At 41.5% G+C, this 14886-nt stretch carries 14 protein-coding genes; all 14 read left to right on the forward strand.

Annotation, left to right across the window (positions count from 1 at the left end; translation table 11 throughout):
* The first annotated feature begins 100 nt into the window (after positions 1 to 100).
* The 14 genes from spoIIE to CZ382_RS13840 all read left to right on the forward strand — a co-directional run bounded on the left by spoIIE (position 101) and on the right by CZ382_RS13840 (position 14867).
* Positions 101 to 2551 carry a stage II sporulation protein E gene (spoIIE, locus tag CZ382_RS13775; RefSeq protein WP_088051780.1) on the forward strand — a complete coding sequence of 817 codons (2451 nt, stop codon included), beginning with the start codon at positions 101 to 103 and terminating at the stop codon, positions 2549 to 2551.
* A gap of 141 nt (positions 2552 to 2692) precedes the next feature.
* Complete coding sequence (locus tag CZ382_RS13780; protein WP_088051781.1) at positions 2693 to 3433, forward strand: VWA domain-containing protein; 741 nt, start codon at positions 2693 to 2695, stop codon at positions 3431 to 3433.
* On the forward strand, positions 3396 to 4340 hold the full coding sequence (locus tag CZ382_RS13785) for a protein kinase domain-containing protein (RefSeq protein WP_088051782.1): 945 nt from the start codon (positions 3396 to 3398) through the stop codon (positions 4338 to 4340). The genes CZ382_RS13780 and CZ382_RS13785 overlap by 38 nt, the downstream gene beginning before the upstream one ends.
* A 129-nt stretch (positions 4341 to 4469) precedes the next feature.
* Entirely contained in the window at positions 4470 to 5861 is a 1392-nt protein-coding gene (tilS, locus tag CZ382_RS13790; RefSeq protein ID WP_088051783.1) for a tRNA lysidine(34) synthetase TilS, read from the forward strand.
* 98 nt (positions 5862 to 5959) lie between these two features.
* Positions 5960 to 6505: a hypoxanthine phosphoribosyltransferase gene (gene hpt / locus CZ382_RS13795; RefSeq protein ID WP_088051784.1), complete on the forward strand. Its 546-nt coding sequence runs from the start codon at positions 5960 to 5962 to the stop codon at positions 6503 to 6505.
* Positions 6506 to 6656: 151 nt separating this feature from the next.
* Positions 6657 to 8690, forward strand: a complete 2034-nt coding sequence (gene ftsH / locus CZ382_RS13800; RefSeq protein ID WP_088051785.1) for an ATP-dependent zinc metalloprotease FtsH — start codon at positions 6657 to 6659, stop codon at positions 8688 to 8690.
* Between the two features lie 141 nt (positions 8691 to 8831).
* Entirely contained in the window at positions 8832 to 9602 is a 771-nt protein-coding gene (locus tag CZ382_RS13805; RefSeq protein WP_088051786.1) for a type III pantothenate kinase, read from the forward strand.
* 72 nt (positions 9603 to 9674) lie between these two features.
* Positions 9675 to 10553, forward strand: a complete 879-nt coding sequence (gene hslO, locus CZ382_RS13810) for an Hsp33 family molecular chaperone HslO (RefSeq protein WP_088051787.1) — start codon at positions 9675 to 9677, stop codon at positions 10551 to 10553.
* Between the two features lie 263 nt (positions 10554 to 10816).
* Positions 10817 to 11713, forward strand: coding sequence for a peptidylprolyl isomerase (locus tag CZ382_RS13815; protein ID WP_088051788.1), 897 nt, complete (start codon positions 10817 to 10819; stop codon positions 11711 to 11713).
* A gap of 128 nt (positions 11714 to 11841) precedes the next feature.
* Positions 11842 to 12771, forward strand: a complete 930-nt coding sequence (gene cysK / locus CZ382_RS13820) for a cysteine synthase A (RefSeq protein ID WP_088051789.1) — start codon at positions 11842 to 11844, stop codon at positions 12769 to 12771.
* 201 nt (positions 12772 to 12972) lie between these two features.
* Positions 12973 to 13803, forward strand: coding sequence for a dihydropteroate synthase (folP, locus tag CZ382_RS13825; protein WP_088051790.1), 831 nt, complete (start codon positions 12973 to 12975; stop codon positions 13801 to 13803).
* The gene (folB, locus tag CZ382_RS13830) at positions 13796 to 14161 is read left to right on the forward strand and encodes a dihydroneopterin aldolase (RefSeq protein WP_088051791.1); all 366 of its coding nucleotides are present in this window, start codon (positions 13796 to 13798) and stop codon (positions 14159 to 14161) included. The genes folP and folB overlap by 8 nt, the downstream gene beginning before the upstream one ends.
* Entirely contained in the window at positions 14158 to 14670 is a 513-nt protein-coding gene (gene folK, locus CZ382_RS13835; protein WP_088051792.1) for a 2-amino-4-hydroxy-6-hydroxymethyldihydropteridine diphosphokinase, read from the forward strand. Before folB ends, folK begins: the two co-directional genes overlap by 4 nt.
* Positions 14640 to 14867, forward strand: a complete 228-nt coding sequence (locus CZ382_RS13840; protein ID WP_088051793.1) for a helix-turn-helix domain-containing protein — start codon at positions 14640 to 14642, stop codon at positions 14865 to 14867. The genes folK and CZ382_RS13840 overlap by 31 nt, the downstream gene beginning before the upstream one ends.
* Positions 14868 to 14886 lie beyond the last annotated feature (19 nt).

Raw genomic sequence — 14886 nt, forward strand, 5'->3', positions numbered from 1 at the left:
GTAAAAACTTAGTCGAACGATTTTTGGAATATACTCTGTTGTTTTGACAAAAAAACAATCCAGCTTATGATTTAATGATCCAAAGAGGGAGGGCTTGTATATGATCGATTCAATTCCGAGAGCGGATACGAAAGCATTTGGACAAGAGGTAAAAAACATTCATAAAGTAAAAAGAAAGATTTCAACCGGGGTGAAAGGAATCTTGCTGGAAAAGGGGTGGCTGTTTTTTATTGTTGGCTTTTTACTGGGACGAGCCGTTATATTATCCGTTGTTTCGCCATTCGCGGTCGCGTTTTTAGCAACGATCTGGTTTGTACATAAAGAAAAGGCTGCTAAAGTAATGCTTGCTATTATTGCCGGGGCATTAAGTTTCTCCGTGAATCAGGGTGTTTTTATTACATTAGCCATGATTGTATTTATATTTCTGGCTGGCTTGTTTAAAAATGCCAAAAATCAACAAGTAATCATTCCGCTTTTTGTGTTTTTATCCACGATTGCGCCACGTTTGTTTTTTTATTCCATGGCTGGCCAGCTCACATCGTATGAGTGGATGCTTTTATTTGTTGAAGGGGTGCTTGGTACGGTGCTTGTACTTATATTTATGCAGAGCATTCCGCTATTATCACCAAAACGATATAAACCAACATTAAAAAATGAGGAAATTGTTTGCATGATCATTTTAATTGCATCCATTTTGACAGGGACAATTGGCTGGGAGGTGTATGATGCATCATTTGAACAGATATTCTCCCGCTATTTTGTACTGCTGCTTGCTTTTGTCGGAGGGGCTGCAGTTGGTTCAACGGTCGGTGTCGTGGCAGGTCTGATTCTTTCCCTTGCAAACGTTGCCAATCTATATCAAATGAGCTTGCTTGCCTTTTCCGGTTTGCTCGGTGGACTGCTGAAGGAAGGGAAGAAGGTGGGAGTTAGTGTTGGGTTGCTGGTTGGGACGTTTTTAGTTGGAATTTACGGCGACGCTTCCTCACTCGTGCCTTCTATTATGGAATCGTCTATTGCTATTCTGTTTTTCATCCTGACACCGGCAAGCTGGTTTAAACGGTTGTCCCGCTATATTCCTGGTACAGAGGAATATACAAATGAGCAGGAACAATATTTGCAGAAGGTGCGCAATGTTACTGCTAAACGGGTAGAACAGTTTTCCGATGTGTTTGAGGCCCTGTCAAAGAGCTTCACAAACGCGGAAGAGCTGCCCCAGGAGGAAATGGACCGGAAACGAGAGACAGACTTTTTCCTGAGCCAAGTTACCGAGAAGACATGTCAAAGCTGCTTTATGAAAAACAAATGCTGGCAGCAGCAATTTGATAAAACCTATTCATTAATGGAGGATATGAAAGATGAATTGGAGGAGGGAAAGGAACCGAACCGTAAATTAAATCGGGACTTCGCCAATCATTGTGTGAAATCAAAAAAGGTAATGGACACAATGAAGGAAGAAATGTCATTCTTTGAGGCGAATCAGAAGCTAAAAAAACAAGTGATGGAGAGTAAGCGGTTTGTTGCTGATCAGCTGCAAGGTGTTTCAGAGGTCATGGAGAACTTTGCCAAGGAAATTTTAAAAGAAAGACAGCATCATGAAAACCAGGAAATACAGATTGTCAATGCCCTGAATCATATGGGAATTGCTCTGGAAAAACTTGATATATACCGGTTGGACAAGGGTAATGTCGATATTGAAATGACGGTTTCGTTTTATGATTATCGTGGTGAAGGTCCAAAGTTAATTGCTCCCGTGCTTTCCGATATTTTAAATGAAATGATTATTGTGAAACAGGAGGAAATTTCACCATTTCCGAACGGCTATTGTTATTTAGCTTTTGGTTCTGCGAAGGAATTCATCATTGAAACAGGAGTAGCAAATGCTGCTAAAGGTGGTGGTTTAATTTCTGGTGACAGTTTTACCACAATTGAACTTGGAGCGGGAAAGTATGCCATGGCAATTAGTGATGGAATGGGTAATGGAAAACGGGCTCATGAAGAAAGCGGGGAGACATTACGTTTACTGCAGCAGATTTTACAGACGGGCATTCCGGAAAAAGTGGCGATTAAATCAATCAACTCTATCCTTTCATTGCGATCGACTGACGAGATGTATGCGACGCTCGATCTTGCTGTTATCAATTTGCACAATGCGTTTGTCCGGTTTTTAAAAATTGGTTCGACCCCAAGCTTCATCAAACGGGGGGAGCAGATGATTAAAATTGAGGCAAGTAATTTGCCGATGGGGATTATTCAAGAGTTTGATGTGGACATTGTCAGTGAACAATTAAAGGCGGAGGATTTATTAATTATGATGAGTGACGGCATTTTTGACGGACCAAAGCATGTAGAAAACACAGATGTCTGGTTAAAACGGAAAATCCGTGAAATATGTACCGATGATCCACAGGAAATCGCTGATTTGCTGCTGGAAGAAGTTGTTCGTACCAGGTCAGGGGCAATTGAGGACGATATGACGGTCATGGTAGCCAAAATTAAACAGAACACCCCACAATGGGCAAGTATCCCGGCATATGCCAAGGAAGCACAGTGATGGGGATGAAGGGGAAGTACGACCAGGCACGTCACATCAACAGCCAACGTTGACCGTCTTAACGGGCGCTTCCGCTTTTAAAATGTATATTCCCTTCCTATTCTGGTGAAGCTGGTACTGGAATAGTTGGGAGGGACTTTTGTGAAAAAAGGGACGTTGAAACAGATTTTATTAATAACGGATGGTTGCTCGAATCGGGGAGAAGATCCTGCGGCAACAGCGAATATTGCTTCCCGGCAAGGCATTACGGTTAATGTTATTGGGATTTTGGACGATGATCAAACAGAAGAATCAGAAGGATTAAAAGAAGTTGAGGATATTGCCCTTTCTGGTGGCGGTGTAAGCCAGTTAGTTTATAAGCAATCATTATCACAGACCGTACAAATGGTAACAAAACAGGCAATGACGCAAACATTGCAAGGTTTTGTTAATCAGGAATTAAAGCAAATTCTTGGTTCCGAACAAACGATGGAAGACCTGGAACCGGAAAAACGCGGGGAAATAATGGAAGTTGTGGAAGACATGGGAGAAACATGTGACTTGGAGGTGCTTGTTCTTGTTGACACGAGTGCGAGCATGCATGATAAACTTCCAACGGTTAAAGAGGCATTAATTGATTTGTCGATTAGTTTAAATGCCCGTATTGGTCGTAATCGTTTCTGTATTTACAGTTTTCCTGGTAAGCGGAATAGTATTCAAAAGGTATTTGATTGGTCACCAAAACTGGATGAAGTGTCAACTGTTTTCCCGAAGCTGACCAGTGGAGGCATTACACCAACAGGACCAGCTATCCGGGAAGCGATGTATCAATTTGGCAAAAAAAGCTTGTTAAGGGGCTTTGAAAATGAAGATGAATCAGACGTGGAAGAAGCAGGGTATTGAATTACAGCCGGGTATGACCATAAAAGGGAAGTGGCACCAGCATCATTATGTCATCAAACGTAAATTGGGAAGTGGTGCAATTGGATCTGTTTATCTATGTGCGCACAATGGAAAAAACCGAGCATTAAAAATCAGTGATAATAGTACATCGATGACGATGGAAGTAAATGTACTAAAATCACTAGCCAAGGTCCAAGGGAATCGTCTTGGGCCTTCTTTATTCGATGTTGATGATTGGGAGACACCTCAAGGGATAAAATATGCATTTTACGTGATGGAATATTTGCAGGGAGAAAGCATTACCAGTTTTATGAAACGAAACGGCAGTGAGTGGATTGGTGTTTTCATGCTGCAGTTATTAGACGACTTGGAGAGGCTCCATCAGTCTGGTTGGGTATTTGGTGATTTGAAAACCGATAATCTGCTTGTTACATCTTCCCCGCCAAAAGTTCGCTGGGTCGATGTCGGGGGAACAACACAGATAGGCAGGGCGATTAAGGAATATACGGAGTTTTACGATCGGGGTTATTGGGGAATGGGTTCAAGGCGGGCTGAACCAAGCTATGATCTGTTTGCATTTGTCATGGTTTTTTTAGCTATATATTTCCCTAAACGATTTAATCGCGGGGCGAACCCGGAAAAACAACTCATTACAAAGTTGCATGAAGCTCAATCGTTAAAAATGTACCGATCATGCTTAAAAAAAGCGATTCAGGGAAAATATCAATCTAGTGCACAAATGAAAAAGGAATTGGCTAGTACGATCTATCTGGCACAAAGGGGACATACGGTTAAGCGGAGCACAAGGAGACAGCGGACTGCCAAGCAAGGACCAGTCATAGTGGAACTCACAGGACTTTTCATTCTGTCACTAGTCTACTATCTCTCATCACTTTTACTTCCTTAGCGATAGGTGTAGTATTATGCTATAAGTGCGTGTTCAAAAAGGAGGATAAAAAGGACCGAGAAATTCGATGCGTCATTTTTACCGGACTTTTTGAACATCCTCTACTAAAGGAAATAAGGATGGATAAGCATGCGTGAAGCGGTTATGGCATTTATCAAAAAACATCGGTTATTGGAAAATAATAGAACGATACTTGCTGGTGTATCCGGTGGTCCTGATTCAATGGCACTTCTGCACTTTCTCTGGTCGATCCAAACCGATTATAATCTTCGTATCATCGCGGTTTCAGTCGACCATCAGTTACGCGGTGCTGAATCGGAAGCAGATCTTACTTATGTAAAAGAAATGTGTGAAAAATGGAATATTGAATTTTATGGAACCTTTGTGGATGTGCCATCGTATAAATTAACGAGAAAGGTTGGAACGGAGGTTGCAGCCCGCGAATTACGATATCAGGTTTTTTCTGAGCAAATGAAAAAGCATCAGGCCAGCTACTTGGCGCTAGGACATCATGGTGACGATCAAGTGGAAACAATGCTCATGGGACTAACCCGAACTGCCAATCCAACAGCACTGGCGGGAATTCCTGTAAAACGCCGATTTGCGACAGGGTTGATTGTACGTCCGTTATTAGGCGTTAGCAAACGGGAAATTGAAACCTACTGCGAACAACAGAACATTATCCCAAGAAGAGATCCGACAAATGAAGGCACGGAATTTACCAGAAATTATTTTCGAAATAAGGTTGTTCCGTTATTAAAAATCCAAAACGGCAATATACATACTACAGTGCAGCATTTAAGCGAATCACTGCAAGCGGATGAACAATACTTGCATAACGAAGCTTCCCGGCTTTTTGACAACGTCATTACGATGGATCAAATGAAAAGCAAGGCAACATTGCAAATTGATCATTTCCAATCACATCCCCTTGCTTTACAAAGGCGGTTCTATCATCTAATATTAAACTATCTGTATGATGAATTACCGAAAGATTTATCGTATATTCATGAGGAACAATTTTTTGCGTTGTTAGCAAGTGAAAAGGCAAACGTCCGGATTGACTTTCCCCGCGAACTAAAAGTGGAAAAATCGTACCAAATGCTGAATTTTTACTTCTATTTTGATGAATCCCAAAGCTTTCAGGTTAATGAAACGCTACCTGTCCCAGGGCAACTGACACTGCCGGACGGATCTGTCATTAGTACGGTTTTTAGCAATCATTCATCGGAGGATGAGAATACATATGTCTGCTGCAAGGATCAGATCGTATTACCTTTACATATTAGAACACGAAAGGCCGGGGATCGGATGCGCTGGAAGGGGCTTAATGGGAGCAAGAAGATTAAAGATATCTTCATAGATGAAAAAATTCCAGTCAAGGAACGGGATAATTGGCCGCTTGTAACCGATAATAAGGGAGAGATTCTCTGGCTTATCGGTTTAAGAAAAGGACAGCCAAGGAAACAGGCAAACAACACATCATTTATTAAAATTTGTTATGAAAAGGGTAATATGTAAAAGCGGAGGCGCCCCTTTCACCGATGTTGATTCATCGTACAAAGGAAGGTGTTGTGCACTAGCTGCTGGGCGCCGGCGCTGGATTGGGAGGATCGGAAATGCATAATGATATTGAAAAAATATTAATATCACAAGAAGATATTGCAAAAAAGTGCGCGGAAATTGGTAAACAATTGACAAAAGAATATGAAGGTAAATTTCCGCTTGCAATTGGTGTATTAAAGGGTGCGATGCCATTCATGTCGGATGTGCTGAGATATACCGAAACACACCTGGAAATGGACTTTATGGATGTATCAAGCTATGGTGGAAAGATGCGTTCCTCTGGTGAGGTTAAAATTGTCAAGGATCTGGACACAAAAGTGGAGGGCCGTGACCTGTTAATTATTGAGGACATTATTGATAGTGGTTTGACATTAAGCTATTTAGTTGATTTATTTAAATATCGCAAGGCAAAATCAATTAAAATTGTTACATTGCTCGATAAACCTGCCGGACGTACAGCAAATATTAAAGCAGATATTATCGGATTTGAGGTTCCAAATGAATTTGTGGTAGGTTATGGACTGGACTATGAGGAGAAATATCGTAACTTGCCGTATATTGGTGTGCTGAAACCGAGAATCTATGGTGGAGAGGAATAATAAGCACGACAAATAGGCAGTTTTTTAACCATTCCTTGGTATTAAAAGCTGAAAAATTTAAATACCATTTATGAAGAGGAATTAGTTGTATTTGAACTTTTTCCTATGGTACTATTTAATATAGTTTTTCCCGCTTGGGAGGAGGTAGGCAATGAACCGATTATTTCGGAACGTGATCTTTTATTTCCTGATATTTCTCGTCATTATTGGCGTTATAGGGGTATTCAAGGGACAAAATGATCAGGCAGAACAATATAATGTAGAAGAATTCATGCAAGCGTTAAATAATGGCGAAATCTCCGAAGTGACGATGCAGCCAGCAAATGGAATTATGCGACTAACTGGGACATTGGAAAAGGATGATAAACAATTCATTGCACAAGTTCCAGATAACACGGATGTAGTCGCTGACATTACAGCTAAAGCACAGGAACAAAGTGTGCTGAATGTTAAAGAAGAGGAACAACCAAGCGGATGGGTTACCTTCCTGACGACGATGATTCCATTTTTGATTATTGGACTATTTTTCTTCTTTATTCTTAGTCAATCGCAAGGCGGCGGCGGTCGCGTGATGAATTTTGGTAAGAGTAAAGCGAAAATGTACTCGGAAGATAAGAAAAAAGTTCGCTTTAAGGATGTAGCAGGAGCCGATGAAGAAAAGCAAGAACTTGTTGAGGTTGTTGAATTTCTGAAGGATCCTCGCAAATTTGCTACGATTGGGGCGCGTATTCCTAAAGGTGTCCTGTTAGTAGGACCTCCAGGAACAGGTAAAACCTTGCTTGCACGTGCAGTTGCCGGTGAGGCAGGCACACCATTTTTCTCGATCAGCGGTTCTGATTTTGTTGAGATGTTTGTTGGTGTCGGTGCATCCCGTGTACGTGACTTATTTGAAAATGCGAAGAAAAATGCTCCTTGTATTATATTTATTGATGAAATTGATGCAGTAGGTCGCCAGCGTGGTGCTGGTCTTGGCGGTGGGCATGATGAACGTGAGCAAACGCTGAACCAATTGCTTGTTGAAATGGATGGATTTGGTGCAAATGAAGGAATTATTATCATTGCCGCTACCAACCGTCCTGATATTCTGGATCCGGCACTACTACGTCCAGGAAGATTTGACCGTCAGATTCCGGTTAACCGCCCAGACGTAAAAGGTAGACAGGAAGTATTAAAAGTGCACGCGAAGAACAAGCCGCTTGACAGCTCAGTGGATCTTAAAATTATTGCGATGCGTACACCAGGCTTCTCAGGTGCAGACTTGGAAAACCTGTTAAATGAAGCAGCATTGGTGGCAGCCCGTCATGATAAAACGAAGATTGACATGCTTGATGTTGATGAAGCCATTGACCGGGTTATTGCCGGGCCTGCCAAGAAAAGCCGGGTTATTTCTGAAAAAGAACGTAATATCGTGGCATATCATGAAAGTGGACATACGATTATTGGTATGGTCCTGGACGATGCAGATACAGTGCACAAGGTAACAATTGTACCTCGCGGGCAGGCCGGTGGCTACGCGGTTATGCTTCCAAAAGAAGATCGTTACTTTATGACGAAACCGGAACTATTCGATAAAATTACCGGTCTCTTAGGTGGACGTGTTGCCGAGGAAATCATCTTTGGCGAAGTTAGTACTGGGGCATCCAATGATTTTGAACGTGCAACAAGTATCGCCCATAAAATGATCACCGAGTACGGTATGAGTGATAAAATTGGTCCATTGCAGTTTAGCAGTGGCGGTGGAGGAAATGTTTTCTTGGGCCGCGATATCCAAAATGAGCAAAATTACAGTGATGCAATTGCCCATGATATTGATAAGGAAATGCAGCATTTCATCCATTACTGTTACGATCGAGCGAAGAAAATTCTTACCGAAAATAAAGATAAATTGGAGCTCATTGCCCAAACACTGCTTAAAGTCGAAACGCTGGATGCAAAACAAATAAAAGGGTTATTTGAGGATGGCGTGCTTCCAGAACCGGAAGATTTGCTGGAAAATGAAGAAGCTGAAATCTCCGATAAGGATGATGTCCGGGTAAATATCCAATCGAAACAGGATCAGGATGAAGCACCGGAAACCTATGAGGAAGCAAAAGCGAAAGCAGAGCAAAAGCGAAAAGAAAACAGGGAAGAAGATAGCAAGGAAAATCAGAATGCTGATGACGCTTCCGATAAGAAAAAGGAATAATCAACAGGACACAACCTCTCATGCCGAAATGAGGGGTTGTTTTTTCTTTTCGAAATTATTATATGGTATAGTAAGAAAAGCCAAAAGCTAATTTAGCATGTTTTGAAAAACATGAGTTTTGATAGAAGGGTTTGGTTATGTATGCTTTTTGTGCTTGATGTAGGAAATACGAATACCGTTCTGGGAGTGTTTGAAAAAGATCAGTTAAAACACGAATGGCGAATCAAAACCGACAGATATAAAACAGAAGACGAATTTGGTGTGTTGATAAAATCGCTTTTTGATCATAAAGGAATTATGTTATCTGATATTCATGGTGCTATTATTTCTTCCGTTGTTCCACCGATTATGTTTGCTCTGGAAAAGATGTGCAGGATTTATTTTGATCTCGCACCGCTTGTAGTTGACAGTGCTATGGCTCAGTCATTTTTGAAAATAGTTTATCCGAATCCAAAGGAAATAGGGGCGGATCGGGTTGTAAATGCTGTTGGTGCCATTGCGGAATATGGAGGACCACTTATTATTATTGATTTTGGTACCGCAACAACGTATTGTTATATCAATGAAAAGGAAGAATATTATGGTGGGGCCATCGCACCGGGGATCCATATTTCCATGGAAGCATTATATAGTAAAGCATCCAAACTGCCGAAAATTGAAATCCAGGCACCAGAAAGCGTAATTGGCAAATCAACCGTTGAGGCGATGCAGTCGGGTGTTTTTTATGGTTATGTAGGACAAGTAGATGGCATTGTAACGCGTATCAAACAACTGGCTACAGTTGAACCGAAAGTCATTGCGACAGGTGGCCTGGCGTCATTAATTTCGGATGCATCCACAACAATTGATCATGTTGATAAACATTTAACACTAAAAGGACTAAATTTAATTTATCAAAAAAACATGCGGTAAGCGGATGCTCAAAAAGTCACCGCTTATTATTTGGTAACTTTTTGAACATCCTTATCAAGGAGGCTTTTCATCATGAACGATTATTTAGTAAAAGCAACGGCGTATCAGGGAATGGTTCGTGCCTATGCTATCACATCGACCAATCTGGTTGAGGAAACGAGACGCCGTCAGGATACATGGGCAACCGCATCTGCTGCAATTGGACGTACGGTATCGATTACAGCGATGATGGGTGCTATGCTAAAGGGAGAAGATTCGTTAACCGTAAAAGTAGAAGGGAATGGCCCGATTGGCGCGATTATTGCGGATGCTAATGCCAAGGGGGAGGTCCGTGGATATGTGACAAATCCGCACGTTGACTTTGATTTGAATGATCGTGGTAAACTGGATGTTTCCCGTGCTGTTGGAACGGAGGGGAACTTAAGTGTTGTAAAGGATTTGGGATTAAAGGATTATTTTACTGGTCAAGTCCCAATTGTTTCTGGAGAGATCAGCGAAGATTTCACCTATTACTACGCTAACTCCGAACAAATCCCCTCCGCTGTCGGTGCTGGCGTGTTAGTAAACCCGGATCATACAATACTAGCCGCTGGTGGGTTTATCGTGCAAGTGATGCCCGGTGCCGATGAGGAGGTTATCGAACGGTTAGAGGAACAAATTCAGTCATTCCCGCCGATTTCAACGTCAGTCCGGGAAGGGAAATCACCAGAGGAGGTTTTACAACGGCTCTTTGTTGATGAGGAAGTAATTTTCCATGAGCTGATTCCGGTAGTATTCAAGTGTAAATGTTCCCGTGAGCGTATTGCTAGAGCGATCAAAGGATTAGGAAATGAAGAAATGGAAAGTATGATTAACGAAGATCATGGCGCTGAAGCAACCTGTCATTTTTGCAATGAAACATATCAATTTACCGAAGCGGAACTTAAAAGCTTCATTCGGGAAAATGAGTAACACCGCTTTAAGTCGTGTTTAAAAAGAGCCAAATAAATTAGAAACAAGAAGGTCAAGGCGGCATAGCTCCTGTACACCGGAAAAACAAGCGAAGTATCGAGTTAGCTGCCGATCATTTGGCACTTTTTAAAGATAGGAAACGATAAAAATCGGCATTGAAATCGTTACCTAGCCGATTTCTTCCAATCCAACCTCTGGCTTCTGACATCTAAAAACACGTGTTAGCGTTTTCTGAACATCCGCTATAAGAAAGGGAGCATGATATGTCAAAAAGATTAATGCTGGGGATCATTGTTGTATTGCTGATAACAAACACTACAACATTATTGTTTTGGAATCAGGAAAAAAAGGTTACCATCGATGGTTCCGATACCAAAATTAACAGTAAGAAGCCAGTTGCAACCGTTGGTAATGAGGAGATCTCCTATAAAAACTGGATGGAGTCACTTAGACAAGATCATGGAAAAAAGCAATTAAAACAGCTAATCGACCGTAAGCTTGTCAAGCGGCTTGCGGATAAAAGCAATATTAAAGTGAATGAAAAAGTGATTGACCGCGAAATCGCACTTTTAACTACGATGCAGGGGGTTATGACGAAAGAAGAAACAAAGCGAAGGGAAAAGGAATGGCGTCGGGACATTATTTATCGCTATCAATTAATGGGACTGTTAACAAAGGATACAGAAATTCCCGAAAAGGAGATTCGCGCGTATTTTGACAGTTACCATAAACAATATGATTTTCAAGCATCCGTACAAGTTTCGCATATCGTTCTACCTGATTTGGAAACCGCTAAAAAGGTAGAGAAAGAACTTGCTGAAGGTGCATCATTTGGGCTGCTTGCCAGGGAGTATTCGATTGACGAAGAAACAAGAGGTGAAGGCGGATACTTAGGGTTTTTCGTTAATTCAAGTCAATTTTTACCTAATGGCTATGCAGATATTGCAAAAGAGATGGAGCAACGGTCGTATAGTAAACCAATTAAAAGTGGCAATGGTACAGCAATCATTTATCTGCACAGAAAATTGCCATCAATCACATTTACCTATGATGAAATTAAGCCATACATAGAAGAAGAACTGGCATTGAAGAAATTAGGTCAAACACTTACAGCGGACCCGCTATGGGATAAAGCTGATATAGAGTGGGTATATGAATAAGACAGCCTATAATTGGCAAACGAACCAGGTTAAACGCCCATTAATTGGCTTTTTGTTGACAAATATGTGTTAACAACGTACATTATAATTAAATCATATAAAAATACTTGGAATTAGGAGGGGATTTTATGAGAGTTGCTAATAGTGTTGCAGGACTAGTTGGCCAGACACCAATTGTAAAATTAAATCGAGCTGCTGATGAAAATGGGGCAGACATCTATTTGAAATTGGAATTTATGAACCCTGGAAGTTCGGTAAAAGACCGGATTGCCCTGTCGATGATTGAGGCGGCGGAAGAGGCAGGAATTTTAAAGAATGGCGATACGATCATTGAACCGACAAGTGGGAATACCGGGATTGGCCTGGCAATGATTGGTGCAGCAAAAGGATATAAAACCGTTATCGTTATGCCTGATACAATGAGTAAAGAGCGTCGTAATTTACTACGGGCTTATGGAGCAAAATTGGTTTTAACACCAGGAGCTGACGGAATGAAGGGTGCAATCAAGAAGGCGGAAGAACTTAAAGAAGAAAATGGCTATTTCATGCCGCAGCAATTTAATAACCAGGCAAATCCGGAAATACATGCACGTACAACCGGGAAGGAAATCGTGGAACAAATGAAAGACGGACTTGATGCATTTGTCTCCGGGATCGGTACTGGTGGAACGATAACGGGTGCTGGAAAGGTATTGAAAAATCATTTTAACGATATAAAGGTATATGCGGTTGAACCGGAGGACTCCGCTATTTTATCTGGTGGGAGACCAGGGCCGCATAAAATTCAAGGTCTTGGTGCCGGCTTCGTTCCTAAGGTACTTGATACAGATGTATATGATGAAGTTGTTCCGATTTCCAATAATGAAGCATTTCAGGCATCACGCGAGGCAGCAAGGTTAGATGGCATTCTAGGTGGTATTTCTTCCGGTGCGGCGATTGCTGCTGCGAAAAAGGTCGCTAAAAAACTCGGAAAAGGGAAAAAAGTTCTTGCGGTTCTCCCGGATAACGGTGAACGCTATTTATCAACCCCGCTTTATCAATTTGATGAAGAAAACTAGGAGCCGGACATGGCTCTTGCTGGGAAAGACTTTGCACATTTGCAAATTCTGTACTTTCATTTCTGAAAAAGGAAGGGTATTTGCTGGACATAGGCCTTTCTTATGATTCAAGGGATTAGCATCAATTTATCTGGTGCTAATCCTTTTTAATGTGATACGATATGTACATAAAATAGCTATAGGTAGGAAGGTAAAGGAAAAATGTTGTTAAAAACGCGAACAAAGACATATAATTTGGCGGATGGAACACACATTATGGGGATTCTCAATGTAACACCAGATTCATTTTCGGATGGCGGCAGCTACACATCTGTCGAAAGAGCTGTTAAACAAGCGGTGTTGATGGAACAACAAGGCGCGGATATGATTGATATCGGTGGCGAATCGACGAGACCCAATCATGAACCAGTCTCATTGGAAGATGAATTAAACCGGGTTCTGCCCGTAATAAGGGCGGTCAAAAAGGAAATCCGAGTGCCAATTTCGATTGATACGTACAAAGCGGAAACGGCGAGACAAGCAGTAGAAGCTGGCGCGGACATTATTAATGATATCTGGGGGGCAAAAAAGGATCCAGAAATAGCAGTTGTTGCCGCTGAATACCATGTTCCGATTATTTTGATGCACAATCGGAGCAATATGAATTACACATCATTAATCGATGATATGAAACAAGATTTACAGGAAAGCATGGAAATTGCTATAAACGCTGGGGTACCAGAAGAAAATATTATCCTTGATCCTGGCATTGGCTTTGCAAAAACGGCAGCAGATAATTTAGTTGTTATGAATAATCTGGAAAGGTTTGCTGAATTAGGATATCCCGTCCTATTAGGCACCTCCAGAAAACGATTTATTGGCGGGGTGTTGGACTTACCCGCAGCGGAAAGAGATATTGGAACAGGGGCAACAACATGTTTGGGAATTACCAAGGGTGTGCATATTGTTCGTGTTCACAACGTCAAAATAAACGTCGAGCTAGCAAGAATGATGGATGCAATGCTTGGAAAAGGGGTGGCTGTCAATGGATAAGATTATCATTAATCGTATGGAGTTTTACGGTTACCATGGTTTGTTTCCCGAAGAAAATAAATTAGGTCAGCGATTTTTCGTGGATGTGGAAATTTTTCTTGATTTAGAGAAACCAGGCAGTTCTGATTGTATGGAGGATTCCATTGATTATGGACAGGTATATGAAACCGTTAAAGCAATTATGGAGGGGGAACCGAAGAACCTTATTGAAGCTGCCGCTGAGCAAGTGGCCAGTGAATTGCTTGCGGCATTTGCCAAGTTGACCGCGTGCACCATTAAGGTCACCAAGCCAGATCCGCCAATTCCGGGTCATTATCAATCGGTAGCTGTAGAAATATTCCGGGAGAGAGCGAAATGAGACATATATACATTGCATTAGGTTCCAATATTGAACCACGAAAACAGTACTTATTAGAAGCGATTTCGTTACTGGATGCCCATGAGGCAATTATGATAACGCAAAAATCGGCTATTTATCAAACGGCTCCGGTTGGATATACCGAACAGGCGGATTTTTTAAATATGGTTGTGGAGTTAAATACATCGCTTTCCCCATTGGAGTTATTGGATGTTTGCCAATCCATTGAACGGAAACTTGGCAGAAAAAGGGAAATACGGTTTGGCCCGCGTACAATCGACCTTGACATTTTACTCTATCATGACGAAAATAAAAAAACAGACCGGCTGATTATTCCGCATCCGAGAATGCATGAACGGGCCTTTGTACTTATTCCGCTAGCAGAAATAGCACCTGATTTATTTATTCCGGGTTGGGATAAAAGTGTAGTGGCCATGGTCCGGGATTTATCCGTAAAAGACAAAAAGGATGTTACAAGATGGACCGTAAACGACTTGGAAGAAGAATAAAAGCATTTCGTAAATTAAAAGGGTATACACAGATTTCTTTTGCAAAAGAAATTGGCGTTTCTATAGCCGTGCTCGGGCAAGTAGAGCGCGGTACAAAAGATGCGGATGATGAGCTGTTAACGAAAATTGTTAATACATTGGCGATATCATGGGGAGAATTAATGTTAGAGGAAAAAGTACAAGAAGGTGATTTTTAAGGAACAAGGGAGGAAGAAC

The sequence above is a fragment of the Virgibacillus dakarensis genome (assembly GCF_900155625.1).
In the GTDB taxonomy this organism is placed as follows: Bacteria; Bacillota; Bacilli; order Bacillales; family Amphibacillaceae; genus Lentibacillus_C; species Lentibacillus_C populi.

Excerpts from the sequence above, each read along its gene's own strand:
- spoIIE (WP_088051780.1), top strand. The coding sequence starts at position 101 with ATGATCGATTCAATTCCGAGAGCGGATACGAAAGCATTTGGACAAGAG.
- CZ382_RS13785 (WP_088051782.1), top strand. The coding sequence starts at position 3,396 with ATGAAGATGAATCAGACGTGGAAGAAGCAGGGTATTGAATTACAGCCG.
- tilS (WP_088051783.1), top strand. The coding sequence starts at position 4,470 with ATGCGTGAAGCGGTTATGGCATTTATCAAAAAACATCGGTTATTGGAA.
- hpt (WP_088051784.1), top strand. The coding sequence starts at position 5,960 with ATGCATAATGATATTGAAAAAATATTAATATCACAAGAAGATATTGCA.
- ftsH (WP_088051785.1), top strand. The coding sequence starts at position 6,657 with ATGAACCGATTATTTCGGAACGTGATCTTTTATTTCCTGATATTTCTC.
- CZ382_RS13805 (WP_088051786.1), top strand. The coding sequence starts at position 8,832 with ATGCTTTTTGTGCTTGATGTAGGAAATACGAATACCGTTCTGGGAGTG.
- hslO (WP_088051787.1), top strand. The coding sequence starts at position 9,675 with ATGAACGATTATTTAGTAAAAGCAACGGCGTATCAGGGAATGGTTCGT.
- CZ382_RS13815 (WP_088051788.1), top strand. The coding sequence starts at position 10,817 with ATGTCAAAAAGATTAATGCTGGGGATCATTGTTGTATTGCTGATAACA.
- cysK (WP_088051789.1), top strand. The coding sequence starts at position 11,842 with ATGAGAGTTGCTAATAGTGTTGCAGGACTAGTTGGCCAGACACCAATT.
- folP (WP_088051790.1), top strand. The coding sequence starts at position 12,973 with ATGTTGTTAAAAACGCGAACAAAGACATATAATTTGGCGGATGGAACA.
- folB (WP_088051791.1), top strand. The coding sequence starts at position 13,796 with ATGGATAAGATTATCATTAATCGTATGGAGTTTTACGGTTACCATGGT.
- folK (WP_088051792.1), top strand. The coding sequence starts at position 14,158 with ATGAGACATATATACATTGCATTAGGTTCCAATATTGAACCACGAAAA.
- CZ382_RS13840 (WP_088051793.1), top strand. The coding sequence starts at position 14,640 with ATGGACCGTAAACGACTTGGAAGAAGAATAAAAGCATTTCGTAAATTA.